Source organism: Falsiroseomonas sp. HC035 (assembly GCF_050563525.1).
In the GTDB taxonomy this organism is placed as follows: Bacteria; Pseudomonadota; Alphaproteobacteria; order Acetobacterales; family Acetobacteraceae; genus Falsiroseomonas.
Window position 1 is genome coordinate 41,926 of the sequence record NZ_JBNXUN010000006.1, and the last position, 15,588, is coordinate 57,513.

Sequence of the window (15,588 nt, forward strand, 5' to 3'; positions counted from 1 at the left end):
CTTATCGGGCCAGCGGCCGGTACTTGATGCGGTGCGGCTGGTCCGCCGCGGCGCCGAGTCGACGTCGCTTGTCCGCTTCGTAGGCCTCGAAGTTCCCCTCGAACCACTCCACGTGGCTGTCGCCCTCGAAGCTCAGGATATGCGTCGCCAGCCGGTCGAGGAACCAGCGGTCGTGGCTGATCACCACGGCGCAGCCGGCGAATTCCTCCAGCGCGTCCTCCAGCGCCCGCAGCGTGTCGATGTCGAGGTCGTTGGTGGGCTCATCGAGCAGCAGCACGTTGTGCTCCCGCTTCAGCATCTTGGCCAGGTGCACCCGGTTGCGCTCGCCGCCCGAGAGCACACCGACGCGCTTCTGCTGGTCGGCACCCTTGAAGTTGAAGGCGGCGACGTAGGCGCGGCTGGGGATCGTGCGCTTGCCGATGGTGATCTGGTCCATCCCGTCGGAAATTTCCTGCCAGACGGTGCGGGTGTCATCCAGGCTGTCGCGGGACTGGTCGACATAGCCGAGCTTCACCGTGTCGCCGACCACCAGGCTGCCGCCATCCGGCTGCTCCACCCCGGTGATCATCTTGAACAGCGTGGACTTGCCGGCGCCGTTCGGCCCGATGATGCCGACGATGCCGCCCGGCGGCAGCTTGAAGTCCAGATCCTCGATCAGCAGCCGATTGCCGTAGCCCTTCCGCAGCTTCTCCGCCTGGATGACGATGTTGCCGAGGCGGGGTGCCGGCGGGATGACGATCTCGGCCTCGCCGCTGGTCTTCTCCTGGCTCTTCGCCAGCATTTCCTCATAGGCCGCGATGCGCGCCTTGGACTTCGCCATGCGCGCGGCCGGCGAACGTCCCATCCATTCCTGCTCGCGGGCCAACTGGCGCTGGCGCGTGCTTTCCTCCCGCTCCTCCTGCTGCAGCCGCTTCCGCTTCTGGTCGAGATAGGCGGAGTAGTTGCCCTGGTAGGGGAAGCCGCGGCCGCGATCGACCTCGAGGATCCAGTTGGTGACGTTGTCCAGGAAGTAGCGGTCGTGCGTGACGATCAGCACGGCGCCCTTGTAGTCCTTCAGCGTCTGCTCCAGCCACGCCACCGATTCCGCGTCCAGGTGGTTGGTCGGCTCGTCCAGCAGCAGCAGGTCGGGCTTTTCAAGCAGCAGCTTGCACAGCGCCACGCGGCGCTTCTCGCCGCCGGAGAGATGCGCCACCGGGCTGTCGAAGGGCGGGCAGCGCAGGGCGTCGAGCGCGATCTCAATGCGCCGGTCCAGCTCCCAGCCATCGGCCGCCTCGATCTTCTCCTGCAACTCGGCCTGCTCGGCGAGCAGGTCGTTCATCTGCTCCTCCGTCATCTCCTCGGCGAATTTGTCGGAGATCTCGTTGAAGCGGCGGAGCTGGCCGGTGAGGGCGGCGAAGGCTTCCATGACGTTCTCGCCGACCGTCTTGGTCTCATCCAGGTGCGGCTCCTGCGGCAGGTAGCCGACGCGCGCGCCCTCCGCGGCCCAGGCCTCGCCACCGAATTCCTTGTCCTGGCCGGCCATGATCTTCATCAGCGTGGACTTGCCGGCGCCGTTCGGGCCGAGCACGCCGATCTTCACGTCGGGCAGGAAGGACAGGGTGATGCCCTTGAACACCTCACGGCCGCCCGGATAGGACTTGGTGAGGTCTTTCATCACATAGACATACTGCCAGGCGGGCATTGGCTCGTATCTTCCGGGGCAGGAGGTGAAGCGGGGGGTTCTAGCCCGCCCGGCCCCGCCCTGCCAACCGCGACCTCAGACGGGCCAGGCCGCATCGGCGGGGCGTGCCGCGGCGAGGTCCAGCATCTCGACCACCGAGAGCACCCCATCGGCGAAGACCACCGCCACCGCGTCATGCCCGGTACGGCCAAGATCGGCGAAGCCCAGCGCCTCGCCATCCTCGAACAGCAGGCGGAGGTCCCAGGCGCCGGTCTCGAAGGCGACGTCGGCGATACGGATCTCGCGCAGTTCCACGCGGTCACGTCCCGGTTCAAAATCATGGATGGTGCGGCCGGCCTCCCCGGCGCCGAAGCGGAAGGTGTCGCGGCCAGCGGTGGCGTGCAGGTCGCCATCTGGGCGCGGGGGAGGCTGGAACGGCGGCAGCGGCGGGGTGTCGCGGCCGAAGGACAGCAGCAGCAGGGCGTCGGGCGTCCAGCCGGGCGAGGCCGGCAGCAGGGCGGTCGTGGCTCCGGTCGGTTCGGCGCGGACCGGGGCAGGAATCGGCACTTCAGGCCACGCCACCGCAGCCTTCAGACCCATGACGGGCGTCACACCCGTCGCGGGCGCCGGATCCGCGGGAAGCGGATCGACCGTTATCCGGGATAAGGTCGGGATGTCGGCAGCATCGTCCGGGCGCATTGGCTCCTGCACCGCAGGAGGAGGCGCCAGCAACGCGGGCGGCAGCAGGATCGGCGGCAGGAGGAAGAGAAAAGGCACCTCGACGGCCGGAAGCTCGTCGAGAACGCAGGTCTGGCGGGGAAGGGGCAAGGCTCAGTCTCCGGCTTGTCTGAAAGTGCCGGAGCGAGGGGCGTGCCACGCAGATTGCAGGAACGGAGCGTCCGTTCCTGCCGAAACCACGCCACAAGCATATCAAAATCGGGCGCTTGTCGCATTTTGCGATGCGTAGTCGCAAAATTAAGAAATGGGCCCGGAGGGACTCGAACCCCCAACCAAGCCGTTATGAGCGGCCCGCTCTGACCATTGAGCTACAGGCCCAGCGCCGCCCCCTGCATGGCAAGCGCCGCAGCCTCACGCAAGCCCGGCGAGCACCTTGGCCGTCGCCCCGCTGATTTCGCCGAGCTTCGCGCCCGCGGCGCAGCGCGCCTGGGTCGCCAGGCCGCGCTCCTGCGTCGCGATCGCGCGGCGGGCTTCCTCCTCCGCCTCACCCGGCGGCAGAACCAGCACGCCGGATTCATCCGCCAGCACGGCATCGCCTGGCATCACAACGACGCCGCCGATGGACACCGGCACGTTCATGCGCCCGCCGAGGTCGTAGATGCGCGTGGTGATCGGGGCCAGGCCGCGGCACCAGAGCGGGAAATCGCTCGCCTCCACCTCCTCCACATCGGTGCAGGCGCCATCGACGATGCCGGCTTTGGCACCAGCGGCCTTCGCGGCGACCGTCACGCCGCCGCCCCAGCAGGCGTGCCGGTCGTCGCCGAGCCGGTCCACCACCAGGATATCGCCCGGCCGCAGCAGGCCGAGCGCGTGGTGCAGCAGCGTCGAATCGGCGCCGGGGATCTGCACTGTCACGGCGGTGCCAGCGACCCGGCGGCGCAGCAGCCCCTGGATGCCGCGGTTGACGAAGCCCCAATGGCGCCAATGGCCGACGGTGGCGGTTTCCGCCTGCTCCAGCAGGGCCACGACCTCCGCGCTGATCTGCGCGGGCATGGGATCGACGACGTAGCGGGGGGGCATGGGGAACTCCGGGGCTGTGCGCGTGCCGCATCTCAGCGGCAAGCGGCGTCCCGGGCAAGTGCGGGGTCGGGGCGCAGCCTCGGAACCGGGCGGGGCATCCCCGCCGCGGTTCCTCGGCACGCGGGCGGTCAGTCGCGCCGGCGGCGGCGACGGGCAGCGCCCAGGGCGGCGAGGCCGAGGCCGAACAGCGCCAGGGACGCGGGCTCCGGCACCGGCGTCGGGCCGGGGCCAGGGCCGCCCCCAATCTCGATCACCAGCTTGGTCTGGATGGCCGTCGCGAAATCCTCGAAGCTGTTCGCGGGCAGGGAGAAGGCGCCCGGTCCGCCGATGACGTTGGTGGCGTAGAAGGTGTTCAGGCTCTCCGGCCCGCCGATCGGCAGCCCGTTGATGGTGTAGCCCAGCGCGACGGCCGCATCCCGCGCCGCGGCGGTGGCCGAGGCGCTGGAGGTGCCGTCACCGGAGACATCGATGACGTTGCGCGCCCCCTCGAAGCCGTTATCCGCCTGCAACAGGCCGGTGGAGAAGGTGATCGCCGTCTGCACGCTGGTGCCGCCGGAGAAGGCGCGGCCGAGGCTGGAGATCGAGGCGGCGAAGGCATTCGCCGATGCGGCACCGTCGAGCAACGTCCAGCCGATGGACTGCACGGCACCGGTGGACCACTGCACCAGCGTCACCGCGATGCCGCCGGGCGCCGCCGCGATGGCGTTCTGCACCACGGCGCTGGCGAAGGCATCGGTGTAGCCGGTGCGTTGCAGGTTGAACTCGCTGGTGCTGATGCTGCCGGATACGTCGAGCGCCAGGACCAGTTCCAGGGCCACCGGCCCCGCTTCGGCTCGCTCCGGCATCAGGGGTATGGCGAGGACGCCGGCTGCAACCACGCTGAAAGCGGTTTTCCTCAAGTTCAGCATTGTTCTTGACCTCCACACGCACCGGCTTCCAGGCCGGGCCTGTCAAGGCTGCAACTGCCGTGCCAGCAACCAAACATCAGCAAGTCCCGTGACTTGATCCGCGTATTCAGGATCTCCCCGGGGAACCGTTATGACCTCCGACACATCATCGCCGGCCGCGAGCCGGTGGAGATTCATCTGCTGCAACGTTATCCGTTACAGCGACTTGCTTCCAAAGCCGACGCGGCTGCGTTCTGCTACCGCGTCGACTATACCTCGGTTCAGGGTTGTGCGTTCAGGAATGCGCGGATGCGGCCCGCCACCGGCGCCATCCCGACCACGCCATTCAGATGCCCGAGCGGCCCCGTGACCTCCACCAGCTCCGCCGGCCTTCCCAGGCGGGTCAGCGTGGCGACCATCTCCCGGTTGTAGTCGAGCATGAACACCCGGTCGGTCGGCGATGCCACCACCAGCCAGCGCGCCCGGCTGCGGCCGAGGGCGGCTTCGGTGCTGTCGTATTCGTTCAGGAACAACTGGTTGGCGCGCGTCAGGTACAGGAAGTGGTTGGCGTCCGACGCCTGGGCGCGGGCCATGGCCGCGGTATCCAGCGCACTCTCCGCCTCGAAGCGGTCCGCCAGGCGCCGGGCCGGGTCCTGGCCCTCCGGCAGTCGACGGCCGAAGCGCGCCAGGGACGGCCGGTCCTGGGCGTGGACGGTTACGATCTTCAGCGCCGCCGCCAGGCCGCGCAGCGGTGGCTCCCGCCCCTGGGCGTAGTAGTCGCCGTCCCGCCAGTTCGGGTCGAGCCGGATCGGCGCCTCCCAGATGTCGAGCCAGTTCAGCATCCAGGGGTCCACTTCCCCGGTGCCGATCACCGGCATCACGCGATCGATCATCTCGGGGTAGGCCGCGGCCCATTCGATGGCCTGCAGCGCGCCCATGGAGGGGCCGGTGACCAATGCCAGGCGCCGCACGCCGAGGCTGTCCAGCAGCCGCTTCTGCACCTCGACGAAGTCCCGCATCGAGACCACCGGGAAGGCGGTGCCCCAGTTGCGCCCGGTCGCCGGGTTCACCGAGACCGGGCCGGTGGTGACGGTGCGGTTGTCACGCACGTTGAGGTTCACCAGCGTGTCGGAGGAGATGACGAAGAAGCGGTTGGTATCGATGGCGCGGCCCGGGCCGATGATGGCGTCCCAGTAGCCAGGCGGCTGGTCCGCCGCATAACGCCCGAAGGCATGGCTGTTGCCGGAGAAGAAGTGCGCCACCAGCACGGCATTGTCGCCGGCGGCGTTCAGCGTCCCGGCGGTCTGGTAGCCGATGCGGAGGTTGGCGATGGTGCCGCCGTTGCGGGTCTGGTGGGTCGCGGCTTCGAAGACCCGTTTCTCGACGATCTCGGTCGGGGGCGGCACGGCCGGGATCTGGGCCAGGCCTGGGGTTGCCAACGAGGCCAGCAGCAGGGCGGCCAGGATGGGGCGTAGGCGCATGGGTCGGGGTCCTTCTCCGGTCGGTTGCGGACAGGGTGGGCTGGCTCGGCGCCGCGCGCTAGACTGCGGCCACAACCGCCATCCAAGGGCCTCCTCCGCCATGAACCTCGCCAAGATCCCGACCGGCAAGGCGCCGCCGCACGACGTCAACGTGGTGGTGGAAATCCCCCAGGGCAGCCAGGTGAAGTACGAGCTGGACAAGGACAGCGGCGCGGTGGTGGTGGACCGGTTCCTTTTCACCCCCATGGCCTACCCGGCCGCCTACGGCTTCATCCCCGGGACGCTCGCCGATGACGGCGACCCGGCCGACGTGCTGGTGCTCACCCCGGCCCCGGTGGTACCAGGCTGCGTCATCCGCGCCCGGCCCATCGGCGTGCTGCACATGGAGGATGAGGCAGGGTCCGACGAGAAGCTGGTCTGCGTCCCGCACGACAAGGTGCACCCGATGTTCTCCGGCATCACCAGCGCCGAGGAACTGCCGCAGATCACCCGCGCCTCCATCGAGCACTTCTTCGCCACCTACAAGGACCTGGAATCCGACAAGTGGGTGAAGGTGCGCGGCTGGGGCTCGGCGAGCGAGGCGGCCGACATCATCATGTCCTCCATGGCCGCCTACCAGAAGGCCGGACTGAAGGACGCGGCCGAGTAGGCCACACCTCCGCGACTTTTTCTTGCGCGGTTCGAACGCGCGGCGTGGACAGCGCCGCACCTGACCGGCAAGCTTTCCCCTGGCCCGCGTCGCGGGGCAGGTCCCGCACGGCTCCTCCCGCGCGTCCCGCCCGCCTCGCCCGAGGACCGGGGAGACCAGGAAGGGGGAGTTCGTCGCTAAATGACGCTCGCATTGTTGCTGATCATCGTATTGGGCACCCTGTCCATCGCCTACGGCGTGGTGACGGCGAAGGAGGTGCTGGCGCGTGACGCCGGCACCGCCCGCATGCAGGAAATCGCGCTGGCCATCCAGGAAGGCGCCAACGCCTATCTGAAGCGGCAATACATCACCATCTCCGTCGTCGGCGTGGTGCTGTTCTTCGTCATCCTGGCCGCCTTCGGCTTCGGCGGGCACGCCTTCGCGGTGGCCATCGGCTTTCTGATCGGCGCCGTCCTGTCCGGTGCCGCCGGCTTCATCGGCATGAACGTCTCGGTCCGCGCCAATGTCCGCACGGCGCAGGCGGCGACGCAGTCGCTGGCTTCGGGGCTCGATGTCGCGTTCAAGTCGGGCGCCATCACCGGCATGCTGGTGGCCGGCCTCGCGCTGCTCGGCGTCGCCGTCTACTTCCTCATCCTGGTGCCGATCATGGGCCACGCGGCGAACAGCCGCCTGGTGATCGACGCGCTCGTGGCGCTCGGCTTCGGCGCCTCCCTCATCTCCATCTTCGCCCGCCTTGGCGGCGGCATCTTCACCAAGGGTGCGGACGTCGGCGGCGACATGGTCGGCAAGGTGGAAGCCGGCATCCCCGAGGACGACCCCCGCAACCCCGCCACCATCGCGGACAACGTCGGCGACAATGTCGGCGACTGCGCCGGCATGGCGGCCGACCTGTTCGAGACCTATGCGGTAACGATGGTGGCGACGATGGTGCTGGCCGCCATCTCCTTCACCGACGAGGCCCGCATCGCCGGCATGCTGTTCCCGCTGGCCATCGGCGCGGTCTGCGTCGTGACCTCCATCGCCGGCACCTACTTCGTGAAGCTGCCGGCCTCCAACAACATCATGGGCGCGATGTACCGCGGCTTCATGGTGACGGGCGTATTGTCGCTCGCGGTCCTGCTGCCGCTTTGCTACCTCGCCTTCGGCAGCACGCCGATCGTCTCCGGCGGGCGCAGCTTCGGGGCGTTCAGCCTGTTCCTGTGCGGCGCCGTCGGCCTGGCGGTGACGGCGGCCATCATCGTGGTGACGGAATACTACACCGGCACGCAGTTCCGCCCGGTGCGCTCCATCGCCGAGGCCTCGCAGACCGGCCACGGCACCAACGTCATCCGCGGCCTGGCGGTATCCATGGAAAGCACGGCGCTGCCGGCGCTGATCATCATCGCCGGCGTGCTGTCTGCCTATGGCCTGGCGGGCCTGTACGGCATCGCCATCGCGACCACGACGATGCTGGCGCTCGCCGGCATGGTGGTGGCGCTCGATGCCTTCGGGCCGGTTACGGACAACGCCGGCGGCATCGCCGAGATGGCGGGGCTGCCGGCGGAGGTGCGGGTCTCGACCGATGCGCTGGATGCCGTGGGCAACACCACCAAGGCGGTGACCAAGGGCTATGCGATCGGCTCGGCCGGCCTCGGCGCGCTGGTGCTGTTCGCGGCCTACACGCAGGACCTGAACCACTTCATCGCCAATCCGCAGACCTATCCCTATTTCGAGGGGATCGGCGTGCTGACCTTCAGCCTGTCCGACCCGTACGTCGTGGTCGGCCTGCTGTTCGGCGGCCTGCTGCCCTACCTGTTCGGCGGCATGTCGATGACCGCCGTGGGCCGTGCGGCGACAGCGGTGGTCGAGGAGGTGCGGCGCCAGTTCCGCGAGCATCCGGGCATCATGACCGGGGCGGAGAAGCCGGATTACGGGCGCGCGGTGGACATGCTGACCAAGGCGGCGATCAAGGAGATGATCATCCCCTCGCTGCTGCCGGTGCTGTCGCCCATCGTCGTCTTCGTGGTCATCCTGACCATCGGCGGCAAGGCGGCGGCGTTCTCCTCACTGGGCGCCATGCTGCTCGGCGTCATCGTCACCGGCTTCTTCGTCGCGGTCTCCATGACCACCGGCGGCGGCGCCTGGGACAACGCCAAGAAGTACATCGAGGAAGGCCACTTCGGCGGCAAGGGCAGCGAGGCCCACAAGGCCGCGGTGACCGGCGACACGGTGGGCGATCCCTACAAGGATACGTCGGGGCCGGCGGTGAACCCGATGATCAAGATCACCAACATCGTGGCCCTGCTGCTGCTGGCGATCCTGGCGCATAGCTGAGCCTGCCTCTCCCTCCCCCGCGCGCGGGGGAGGGTCGGGGTGAGGGCCGATGGCCCGCTCTACCGCCCCCGGAACACCGGCTTGCGCTTCTCCATGAAGGCCCGCGTCGCCTCCCGGAAATCCTCGGTGAAGGGGAAGCTGCGGCTGGCTTCATAGGCTTCCGGCGTGATCGGCAGTTCCCCGCGCAATTCCTGCAGCGCCTTCTTGTGGAAGCGGTTGGCCAGCGGCGCCCCCTGGGCGATGCGTTGCGCCAAGGCCAGCGCCTCCGCCTGCACATCCTCATCCGGCACAAGCCGGGTCAGCAGGCCCTTCCCGAAAGCTTCCTCCCCGGTGAAGACGCGGCCTTCCACCAGCAATTCCATGGCGACCGCATAGCCGACCGACTGCAGGATCGGGTCCAGCTCGTCATAGGCATAGAAGATGTTGAGGTTGCGCGCCGGGATGCCCATCCGGGTCCCAGGCCCGCCGACGCGGAAGTCCGCCATGGTCGCCAGGCCGCACCCGCCGCCCATCGTCCAGCCACGGCAGGCCGCGACCACCGGGTGCCGGCAGATGCGCAGCGACTGGAAGCTGCGGCCGATCTCGGCGGCATAGACCGCCTCGCGTTCCGGCGTCCCGCGCTCGGTCGGGAAGGCGGCGATATCGGCGCCGGCGCAGAATGCCTCCTCCCCCGCGCCGCGCACCACGACGCAGCGCAGTTCGTCATCGGCGGAGCAGTCCTCCATCGCCTCGGCGAGGGCGATCCACATCGGCAGGTCCATGCAGTTGCGCTTGGCCGGCCGGTCGATGGTGACGGTGGCGATGACGCCATCGCGGGTGAGCTTGATGAGGGGGTGCGACATGCCCGCACCGTAACGCGGGCCCAGAGCGAGGCAACCCTCGCCGCACAGGACCGTTTCATGCCCAACCAAAGCAGGAGATGCCCGCATGACCGAGACACGCACCGACCAGGCCGCCCGCGACAAGGTGTGGGAGTTGATCCGCGACGTCGAGGTCGCGACCCTGGTCACCGTGGACACCGATGGCCACCTGCGCGGCCGGCCGATGCGGGCGGCGAAGCTGCAGGAATTCGACGGCACGCTGTGGTTCTTCACCGGTGACCACACCCCGAAGACCGAGGAAATCCGCCACGACGAGCGCGTTCTGCTGGCCTATTCGGACCCGTCCGCGCAGAACTACGTCTCCGTCTCCGGCACCGCACAGGTGGTCCGCGACGTGGCGAAGCAGAAGGCGCTATGGTCGGAGCCGATGCGGACCTGGTTCCCGGGCGGACCGGAAGACCCCAGGGCGGCCCTGCTGAAGGTTGTGGTCGAGGGCGCCGAATATTGGGATTCGCCGTCCTCCACCCTTCTGCACGCCTATGGCTACGTGAAGGCGCGCCTGACCGGGGAGCCGCCGAAGGCGGGCGAAAACGACAAGGTTTCCTTCAAGCGTCCCGCCTGACGCCCGACAGCTCCGCCACCAGCGCCCCCACGGCGGAGCTGTCGAGACCACCCCGGCCGGACTGCACCAGCGCCTCCAGCATCTGCGCGGCGAGGGCGGTGGCCGGGGCGAAGACGGCGTTGTCCCGCATCGCGGTGGCGGACAGGCGCAGGTCCTTCCGCATCAACTCGGCCCGGAAACCGGGGGCGAAGTTGCCGGCCAGCATCCGGGTCGCGTGGTTTTCCATGACGAAGCTGGCGGCACTGCCGCCGCGCAGCGCGCGCCGCATCGCCTCCCCATCCAAACCGGCCTTGGCACCCAGGGCCAGCGCCTCCGCGACCGCCAGCATGGTCGTCGCGACGATCAACTGGTTGGCGGATTTGCAGACCTGACCGGACCCGGCCGGGCCGAGATGCGTCAGCGTCTTGCCCATCGCCCGGAAGCAGGGCTCGGCGCGGGCGAAGGCGTCCGCGTCGCCGCCGACCATGCAGGTCAGCGTGCCGTCCAGCGCGCCCTTCGGCCCCCCCGAAACCGGGCTGTCCAGCAGCACGGCGCCGGTCTCTCTGGCCAACCGTGCGGCGAAGCCGGCCGCGGCGCTGGCCGAGATGGTGGAGAAATCCACCACCACGGTGCCGGGCGCGGCTCCCTGCGCCACGCCATCCGGCCCGAACAGCACCGCCTCCACATCCGGCGTGTCCGGCAGGCAGAGCGCGACGAACCGCGCGCCCCTCGCCGCCTCGGCCGGCGTCGCCGCCCAGCGTGCGCCCGCGGCCTCCAGCGCCTCCGCCTTGCCGCGGCTGCGGTTGTGGATCGCCAGCGCGTAGCCGGCGCGGGCCAGGTTGGCGGCCATGGCGGCGCCCATCACGCCGAGGCCGATGAAGGCCACCGGCGCCGGCGGGCTGATCAGGTCCGGCATCAGGCGCGCATTGCCGCGCGGATGGCGTCCAGCAGCGTGTCCATGTCGCGCTGGAAGCCGGCGCCGTCGGCGTAGCCATCGGCCTCCCCGGTGGTCTGCATGAAGCGTTGCCAGCCGGGGGCGGACATGCCCTGGCGAAAACGATCATGCAGGTAGCTGACCATCTCCGGCGGCATGCCTGCGGGCCCGACCCAGCCCTTCATGTTGTCGGCCACCAGCTCGATCCCCCGCTCCCGCAGCGTCGGCACCTGCGGATAGGCCGGCATCCGCTGGGCGGAGGCGCAGGCCAACGGCAGGATGTCGCCGGAGGCCGCCAGGCCACGCAACTCGTCCGAGGCCTGCACCACCAGATCCACCTGCCCCGCCAGCAGCGCCTGCTGCTGCGGCCCGCCTCCGGTGTAGGGCACGTGCAGGATCTGCGTGCCGGTGGCGCGGCCGAGCATGATGAAGATGGAGTGCGACAGGGTGCCGACGCCGGAGGAGCCATGCGTCAGCGCTTCCGGCCGCACCTTCGCCGCCTCGATCACCTGTTCCAGCGCGGTGAAGCGGCCGCCCTTGCCGCGGGCGCAGATGAAATGCGCGTTGCGCGTCAGGCGGATGACGGCGGTGAAGGACTTCTTCGGGTCGTAGGGCAATTCGCGGTGCGCCGGCAGCGACGTGCTTTCGGACCCACCCGCGATCAGCAGCGTATGCCCATCCGGGGCCGCCCGCGCCACCTGTTCCGCCGCCAGCGCCCCGCCGGCGCCAGGCCGGTTGACCACCACCAGCGGCACCGGGAACAGCGGCGTGCAGGCCTCTGCGATGGTGCGCGCGATGATGTCGGAGCCGCCACCGGGGGCGAAGCCGACGATGAGCTGGATCGGGCGGGTCGGCTGCCAGCCGGATTGCGCCCGGCCAATAGAGGGCGCGAACAAGGGGGCGGCCAGCAGAACGCGGCGTGTCAGCTTCATGGATCTGTCTCCCGTTCCGGCCGTCTGCGCGGCCCATGCGGGGCAGGATGCCGCCCATGTCGACAGTCGGCAACCGCGCCGTGGCCGGGCGGGGTGGCTCAGTCTTCGTCGTCGGGGATGTTCAGCTGGATGCCGCAGGCCTTGCAGTGCACCGCATCCGTGTCGTGCCGGCCAAGGCCGCAGCTCGGGCAGCGGAAGCTCACCTTCAGCGGCCGGAACAGCGCCTGCGCCAGCCGCAGGAACAAGGTGACGCCGGCCAGCATGATCAGCACGGTCAGCAGCCGGCCGCCGGTGCCATCCAGCGTGATGTCGCCGAACCCCGTCGTGGTCAGCGCCGCGACGGTGAAGTACAGCGCATCCGTCCAGTTCGCGATGTCCGGATTCCGCGCATGCTGCGTGGCATGGACGAGGCCGGTCATCACGGCGATGAACACCAGCAGGTCCGCGGCGGCGATCGGGGCTTCCGGGTTGCGGCGGAACACCGGCAGGTCGCGGCGCAGCTTGGCCAGCAGGCGCGCGGACCGCAGCAGGCGCAGGGTGCGCAGGCTACGCAGGAAGCCCCAGCCGGGGGCGAAGGGCGCCAGCAGGAAGGCGGCGACCGCCACCACATCGGCGATGCCGGCCGGGTGCGCCAATTCCCGCCAAGGTCGCGGGCTGGCCCTCAGCCGCAGCACGAGCTCCGTCCCCAGCACCAGCCCGAAGCCGAAATCCACCAGCCGCAGCGCCGGCCCCTGCGGCAGGAAGGATTCCAGGATCACCCAGGCCAGCGCCGCCAGGTCCAGCGCCAGCAGCCCGTAGCCGGCACGGATGCCGACCCGACCGGCGACCCTGTCGAAGGCGCCGATGGGCTCGGACATGGCGGTCAGCGCGTCGGCTTCGGCGGGCTCACGCCATAGTCGTAGAAGCCGCGGCCGGATTTGCGGCCGAGCCAGCCGGCCTCGACATACTTTGCCAGCAGCGGGCTCGGCCGGTACTTCGGATCGCCCATGCCTTCCTGCAGCACGCGCAGCACGGCGAGGCAGGTATCCAGGCCGATGTAGTCCGCCAGTTCCAGCGGCCCCATCGGGTGGTTGCAGCCGAGCTTCATGCCGGCATCGATGGAGGCGACGTCGCCGACCCCCTCATGCAGCGCGAAGCAGGCCTCGTTGATCATCGGCAGCAGGATGCGGTTGACGATGAAGGCGGGGTAGTCGGCGGCATAGGCCACCGTCTTGCCCATGCGTTCCGCCAGTGCCGCCACGGCTTGCACCGTCGCGTCATCCGTCGCGAGGCCGCGGATCACCTCGACCAGCTTCATCAGCGGCACAGGGTTGAAGAAATGCATGCCGACGAAGCGCCCCGGCCGGTCCGTCGCCGCCGCAAGCCGGGTGATCGGGATGGAGGAGGTGTTGGTGGCGACCAGCGCCTCCGCCTTCAGATGCGGCGTCAGGCTCGCAAAAATCTTGGTCTTGATATCCTCGCGCTCGGTCGCCGCCTCGATCACCAGGTCGCAGTCGCCGAAGGCGGCATAGTCCGTGCTGGTGGAGATGCGGGCCATGGCCGCGTCGCGATCCGCCTGCGCCAGCGTGCCCTTGGAGACCTGCCGGTCCATGTTCTTCGTGAGCGTGGCGAGGCCTTTGTCGAGCGCGGCCTGCGCCACGTCCAGCATCACCACCGTCAGCCCGGACTGGGCCGCGACATGGGCGATGCCGTTGCCCATCTGCCCGGCGCCGATGACGCCGAGTTTTTCGATCGCTGGCATGGTCTGGGTCTCCGAGCGTGGCCCCCTCACCCAAACCTCTCCCCTGAAGCCGGGGGAGAGAGCTCCTGGCGGGCAGGCGGTCCTACTTCTTGTCGAGGGCGGCTTCCAGCTCCGGGATCACCTTGAAGACGTCGCCGACCAGGCCGTAGTCGGCCACCTGGAAGATCGGCGCCTCCTCGTCCTTGTTGATGGCGACGATCACCTTGCTGTCCTTCATGCCGGCCAGGTGCTGGATGGCGCCGGAGATGCCGAAGGCCATGTACAGCTCAGGCGCCACGATCTTGCCGGTCTGTCCGACCTGCATGTCGTTGTGCGCGTAGCCCGCATCGACCGCAGCGCGAGACGCACCGATGGCCGCGCCAAGCCGGTCCGCGACCCCGTCCAGGATCTTGAAGTTCTCCAGCGAGCCGAGCGCGCGGCCGCCGGAGACGACGACGCGCGCCGCCGTCAGTTCCGGCCGCTCCAGCTTCACCAGCTCCGAGCCGACGAAGCGGGAGATGCCGGGATCGTCCGAGGCGGGTGCATCCTCGATGGGCGCATTGCCGCCCTCGGCCGGCGCCGGGTCGAAGCTCGCCGCGCGCACGGTCAGCACCTTGACGGGATCGGCGCTGCGCACGGTCGCCAGCGCGTTGCCGGCATAGATGAAGCGGCTGAAGGTGTCCGGCCCCTCGATGCCGGCGATGTCGGAGATCACCTGCACGTCGAGCAGCGCGGCGACGCGCGGCATCACGTTCTTGCCGGCCGTGCTCCCAGGGGCGACCAGGTGGGAATAGTTCGGCGCCAGCGCGACCAGCAGCGCCGCCAGCGGCTCCGCCAGCCCGTGTTCGGCCACGGCGCCGCCGGCCACCAGTACCTTGGACACGCCCGGCAGCGCGGCCGCGGCCGGCGCGTCGTCGCGGCTCATCACCAGCACATGCACGTCGCCACCGAGTTGTGTGGCCGCAGCCAGGGCGCTGCGGGTCGGCTGGGTCAGCGGGTTGCCGCGGTCGGCAAGCAGCAGGATGGTCATGCTCAGATCACCTTCGCTTCGTTGCGCAGCTTGTCCACCAGTTCGGCGACGCTGCCGACCTTCACGCCGGCGCTGCGCTTCGGCGGTTCCACGACCTTCAGCACCGTCAGGCGCGGCGCGGTATCGACGCCGAGGTCGCCTGGCTTCACCGTCTCGATCGGCTTCTTCCGCGCCTTCATGATGTTGGGCAGGGAAGCGTAGCGCGGCTCGTTCAGGCGCAGATCGGCGGTGACGATGGCCGGCAGGGTCAGGGCCAGCGTCTCCAGCCCGCCATCGATCTCGCGCGTCACGTTCACGCTGCCGTCGGTGATCTCGACCTTGCTGGCATAGGTGCCCTGGGCCCAGCCGAGGAGTGCCGCCAGCATCTGGCCGGTGGCGTTCATGTCGTCGTCGATTGCCTGCTTGCCCATCAGGATGAGCTGCGGGCTTTCCTTGGCGACCAGCGCCTTCAGGATCTTGGCGACCGCCAGCGGCTCCACCGTGCCCTCGGCCTCGACCAGGATGCCGCGATCGGCACCCATGGCGAGCGCGGTGCGGATCTGTTCCTGGGCGGCGGCCGGGCCGATGGAGACGGCGACGATCTCGGTCGCCGCGCCCTTTTCCTTCAGGCGCACGGCTTCCTCGACGGCGATCTCATCGAAGGGGTTCATCGACATCTTGACGTTGGCGGTCTCGACGCCGGTGCCGTCCGCCTTCACGCGGACCTTCACGTTGTAGTCGACCACCCGCTTGACGGGGACGAGGATTTTCATCGGCTACCGGATCCCTGGGGCTTGGCGCGGCACGGGAAGGCGGCGCCAGG

Annotated in this window: 15 protein-coding genes and 1 tRNA gene; 3 read left to right on the top strand and 13 right to left on the bottom strand. The window is 69.4% G+C overall.

The window, feature by feature from the left end; all coding sequences use genetic code 11:
• Nucleotide 1: 1 nt before the first annotated feature.
• From ettA to ACLF3G_RS14535, 6 genes are all read right to left on the bottom strand, one after another.
• Nucleotides 2-1,681 carry an energy-dependent translational throttle protein EttA gene (gene ettA, locus ACLF3G_RS14510; protein WP_430670098.1) on the bottom strand — a complete coding sequence of 560 codons (1,680 nt, stop codon included), beginning with the start codon at nt 1,679-1,681 and terminating at the stop codon, nt 2-4.
• A 75-nt stretch (nt 1,682-1,756) separates the two neighbouring features.
• Nucleotides 1,757-2,488, bottom strand: a complete 732-nt coding sequence (locus ACLF3G_RS14515) for a hypothetical protein (protein WP_430670099.1) — start codon at nt 2,486-2,488, stop codon at nt 1,757-1,759.
• Nucleotides 2,489-2,643: 155 nt separating this feature from the next.
• A tRNA-Ile gene (locus tag ACLF3G_RS14520) sits at nt 2,644-2,716 on the bottom strand.
• Between the two features lie 33 nt (nt 2,717-2,749).
• Nucleotides 2,750-3,418 carry an RraA family protein gene (locus tag ACLF3G_RS14525; protein ID WP_430670100.1) on the bottom strand — a complete coding sequence of 223 codons (669 nt, stop codon included), beginning with the start codon at nt 3,416-3,418 and terminating at the stop codon, nt 2,750-2,752.
• Between the two features lie 128 nt (nt 3,419-3,546).
• Nucleotides 3,547-4,263 (bottom strand): DUF1194 domain-containing protein, encoded by a 717-nt coding sequence (locus ACLF3G_RS14530; RefSeq protein ID WP_430670101.1) that lies wholly within the window; start codon nt 4,261-4,263, stop codon nt 3,547-3,549.
• Between the two features lie 323 nt (nt 4,264-4,586).
• Nucleotides 4,587-5,786, bottom strand: a complete 1,200-nt coding sequence (locus ACLF3G_RS14535) for an E22 family MetX-like putative esterase (protein WP_430670102.1) — start codon at nt 5,784-5,786, stop codon at nt 4,587-4,589.
• Between the two features lie 100 nt (nt 5,787-5,886).
• On the opposite strand from ACLF3G_RS14535, the gene ppa reads away from it, so the two are divergent.
• Both ppa and ACLF3G_RS14545 read left to right on the top strand, forming a co-directional pair.
• A complete protein-coding gene (ppa, locus tag ACLF3G_RS14540) occupies nt 5,887-6,435 on the top strand; it encodes an inorganic diphosphatase (RefSeq protein ID WP_430670103.1) in 549 nt (182 codons plus the stop codon).
• A gap of 180 nt (nt 6,436-6,615) precedes the next feature.
• Entirely contained in the window at nt 6,616-8,748 is a 2,133-nt protein-coding gene (locus tag ACLF3G_RS14545) for a sodium-translocating pyrophosphatase (protein ID WP_430670104.1), read from the top strand.
• Between the two features lie 59 nt (nt 8,749-8,807).
• Here ACLF3G_RS14545 and ACLF3G_RS14550 read toward each other — a convergent pair whose 3' ends face one another.
• Nucleotides 8,808-9,590: an enoyl-CoA hydratase/isomerase family protein gene (locus tag ACLF3G_RS14550; protein ID WP_430670105.1), complete on the bottom strand. Its 783-nt coding sequence runs from the start codon at nt 9,588-9,590 to the stop codon at nt 8,808-8,810.
• An 85-nt stretch (nt 9,591-9,675) separates the two neighbouring features.
• Here ACLF3G_RS14550 and ACLF3G_RS14555 point away from each other — a divergent pair, with 85 nt between their 5' ends.
• Entirely contained in the window at nt 9,676-10,191 is a 516-nt protein-coding gene (locus tag ACLF3G_RS14555; protein ID WP_430670106.1) for a pyridoxamine 5'-phosphate oxidase family protein, read from the top strand.
• Here ACLF3G_RS14555 and ACLF3G_RS14560 read toward each other — a convergent pair.
• The 6 genes from ACLF3G_RS14560 to ACLF3G_RS14585 form a co-directional block, all read right to left on the bottom strand.
• The gene (locus ACLF3G_RS14560) at nt 10,175-11,086 is read right to left on the bottom strand and encodes an NAD(P)-dependent oxidoreductase (protein ID WP_430670107.1); all 912 of its coding nucleotides are present in this window, start codon (nt 11,084-11,086) and stop codon (nt 10,175-10,177) included. The two genes, ACLF3G_RS14555 and ACLF3G_RS14560, sit on opposite strands and share 17 nt — an antisense overlap.
• Nucleotides 11,086-12,036, bottom strand: coding sequence for a Bug family tripartite tricarboxylate transporter substrate binding protein (locus ACLF3G_RS14565; protein ID WP_430670108.1), 951 nt, complete (start codon nt 12,034-12,036; stop codon nt 11,086-11,088). Before ACLF3G_RS14565 ends, ACLF3G_RS14560 begins: the two co-directional genes overlap by 1 nt.
• 98 nt (nt 12,037-12,134) lie before the next feature.
• Nucleotides 12,135-12,893 (bottom strand): potassium channel family protein, encoded by a 759-nt coding sequence (locus tag ACLF3G_RS14570; protein WP_430670109.1) that lies wholly within the window; start codon nt 12,891-12,893, stop codon nt 12,135-12,137.
• A gap of 5 nt (nt 12,894-12,898) precedes the next feature.
• Entirely contained in the window at nt 12,899-13,777 is an 879-nt protein-coding gene (locus ACLF3G_RS14575; protein WP_430670110.1) for a 3-hydroxybutyryl-CoA dehydrogenase, read from the bottom strand.
• An 82-nt stretch (nt 13,778-13,859) separates the two neighbouring features.
• Entirely contained in the window at nt 13,860-14,786 is a 927-nt protein-coding gene (locus ACLF3G_RS14580) for an electron transfer flavoprotein subunit alpha/FixB family protein (protein ID WP_430670111.1), read from the bottom strand.
• A gap of 2 nt (nt 14,787-14,788) precedes the next feature.
• Complete coding sequence (locus ACLF3G_RS14585; protein WP_430670112.1) at nt 14,789-15,538, bottom strand: electron transfer flavoprotein subunit beta/FixA family protein; 750 nt, start codon at nt 15,536-15,538, stop codon at nt 14,789-14,791.
• Between the last annotated feature and the right edge of the window lie 50 nt (nt 15,539-15,588).

Bases quoted from the DNA above. Each gene is read 5' to 3' on its own strand.
- ettA (WP_430670098.1), bottom strand. From the start codon at position 1,681: ATGCCCGCCTGGCAGTATGTCTATGTGATGAAAGACCTCACCAAGTCC.
- ACLF3G_RS14525 (WP_430670100.1), bottom strand. From the start codon at position 3,418: ATGCCCCCCCGCTACGTCGTCGATCCCATGCCCGCGCAGATCAGCGCG.
- ACLF3G_RS14530 (WP_430670101.1), bottom strand. From the start codon at position 4,263: ATGCCGGAGCGAGCCGAAGCGGGGCCGGTGGCCCTGGAACTGGTCCTG.
- ACLF3G_RS14535 (WP_430670102.1), bottom strand. From the start codon at position 5,786: ATGCGCCTACGCCCCATCCTGGCCGCCCTGCTGCTGGCCTCGTTGGCA.
- ppa (WP_430670103.1), top strand. From the start codon at position 5,887: ATGAACCTCGCCAAGATCCCGACCGGCAAGGCGCCGCCGCACGACGTC.
- ACLF3G_RS14545 (WP_430670104.1), top strand. From the start codon at position 6,616: ATGACGCTCGCATTGTTGCTGATCATCGTATTGGGCACCCTGTCCATC.
- ACLF3G_RS14550 (WP_430670105.1), bottom strand. From the start codon at position 9,590: ATGTCGCACCCCCTCATCAAGCTCACCCGCGATGGCGTCATCGCCACC.
- ACLF3G_RS14555 (WP_430670106.1), top strand. From the start codon at position 9,676: ATGACCGAGACACGCACCGACCAGGCCGCCCGCGACAAGGTGTGGGAG.
- ACLF3G_RS14560 (WP_430670107.1), bottom strand. From the start codon at position 11,086: ATGCCGGACCTGATCAGCCCGCCGGCGCCGGTGGCCTTCATCGGCCTC.
- ACLF3G_RS14565 (WP_430670108.1), bottom strand. From the start codon at position 12,036: ATGAAGCTGACACGCCGCGTTCTGCTGGCCGCCCCCTTGTTCGCGCCC.
- ACLF3G_RS14570 (WP_430670109.1), bottom strand. From the start codon at position 12,893: ATGTCCGAGCCCATCGGCGCCTTCGACAGGGTCGCCGGTCGGGTCGGC.
- ACLF3G_RS14575 (WP_430670110.1), bottom strand. From the start codon at position 13,777: ATGCCAGCGATCGAAAAACTCGGCGTCATCGGCGCCGGGCAGATGGGC.
- ACLF3G_RS14580 (WP_430670111.1), bottom strand. From the start codon at position 14,786: ATGACCATCCTGCTGCTTGCCGACCGCGGCAACCCGCTGACCCAGCCG.
- ACLF3G_RS14585 (WP_430670112.1), bottom strand. From the start codon at position 15,538: ATGAAAATCCTCGTCCCCGTCAAGCGGGTGGTCGACTACAACGTGAAG.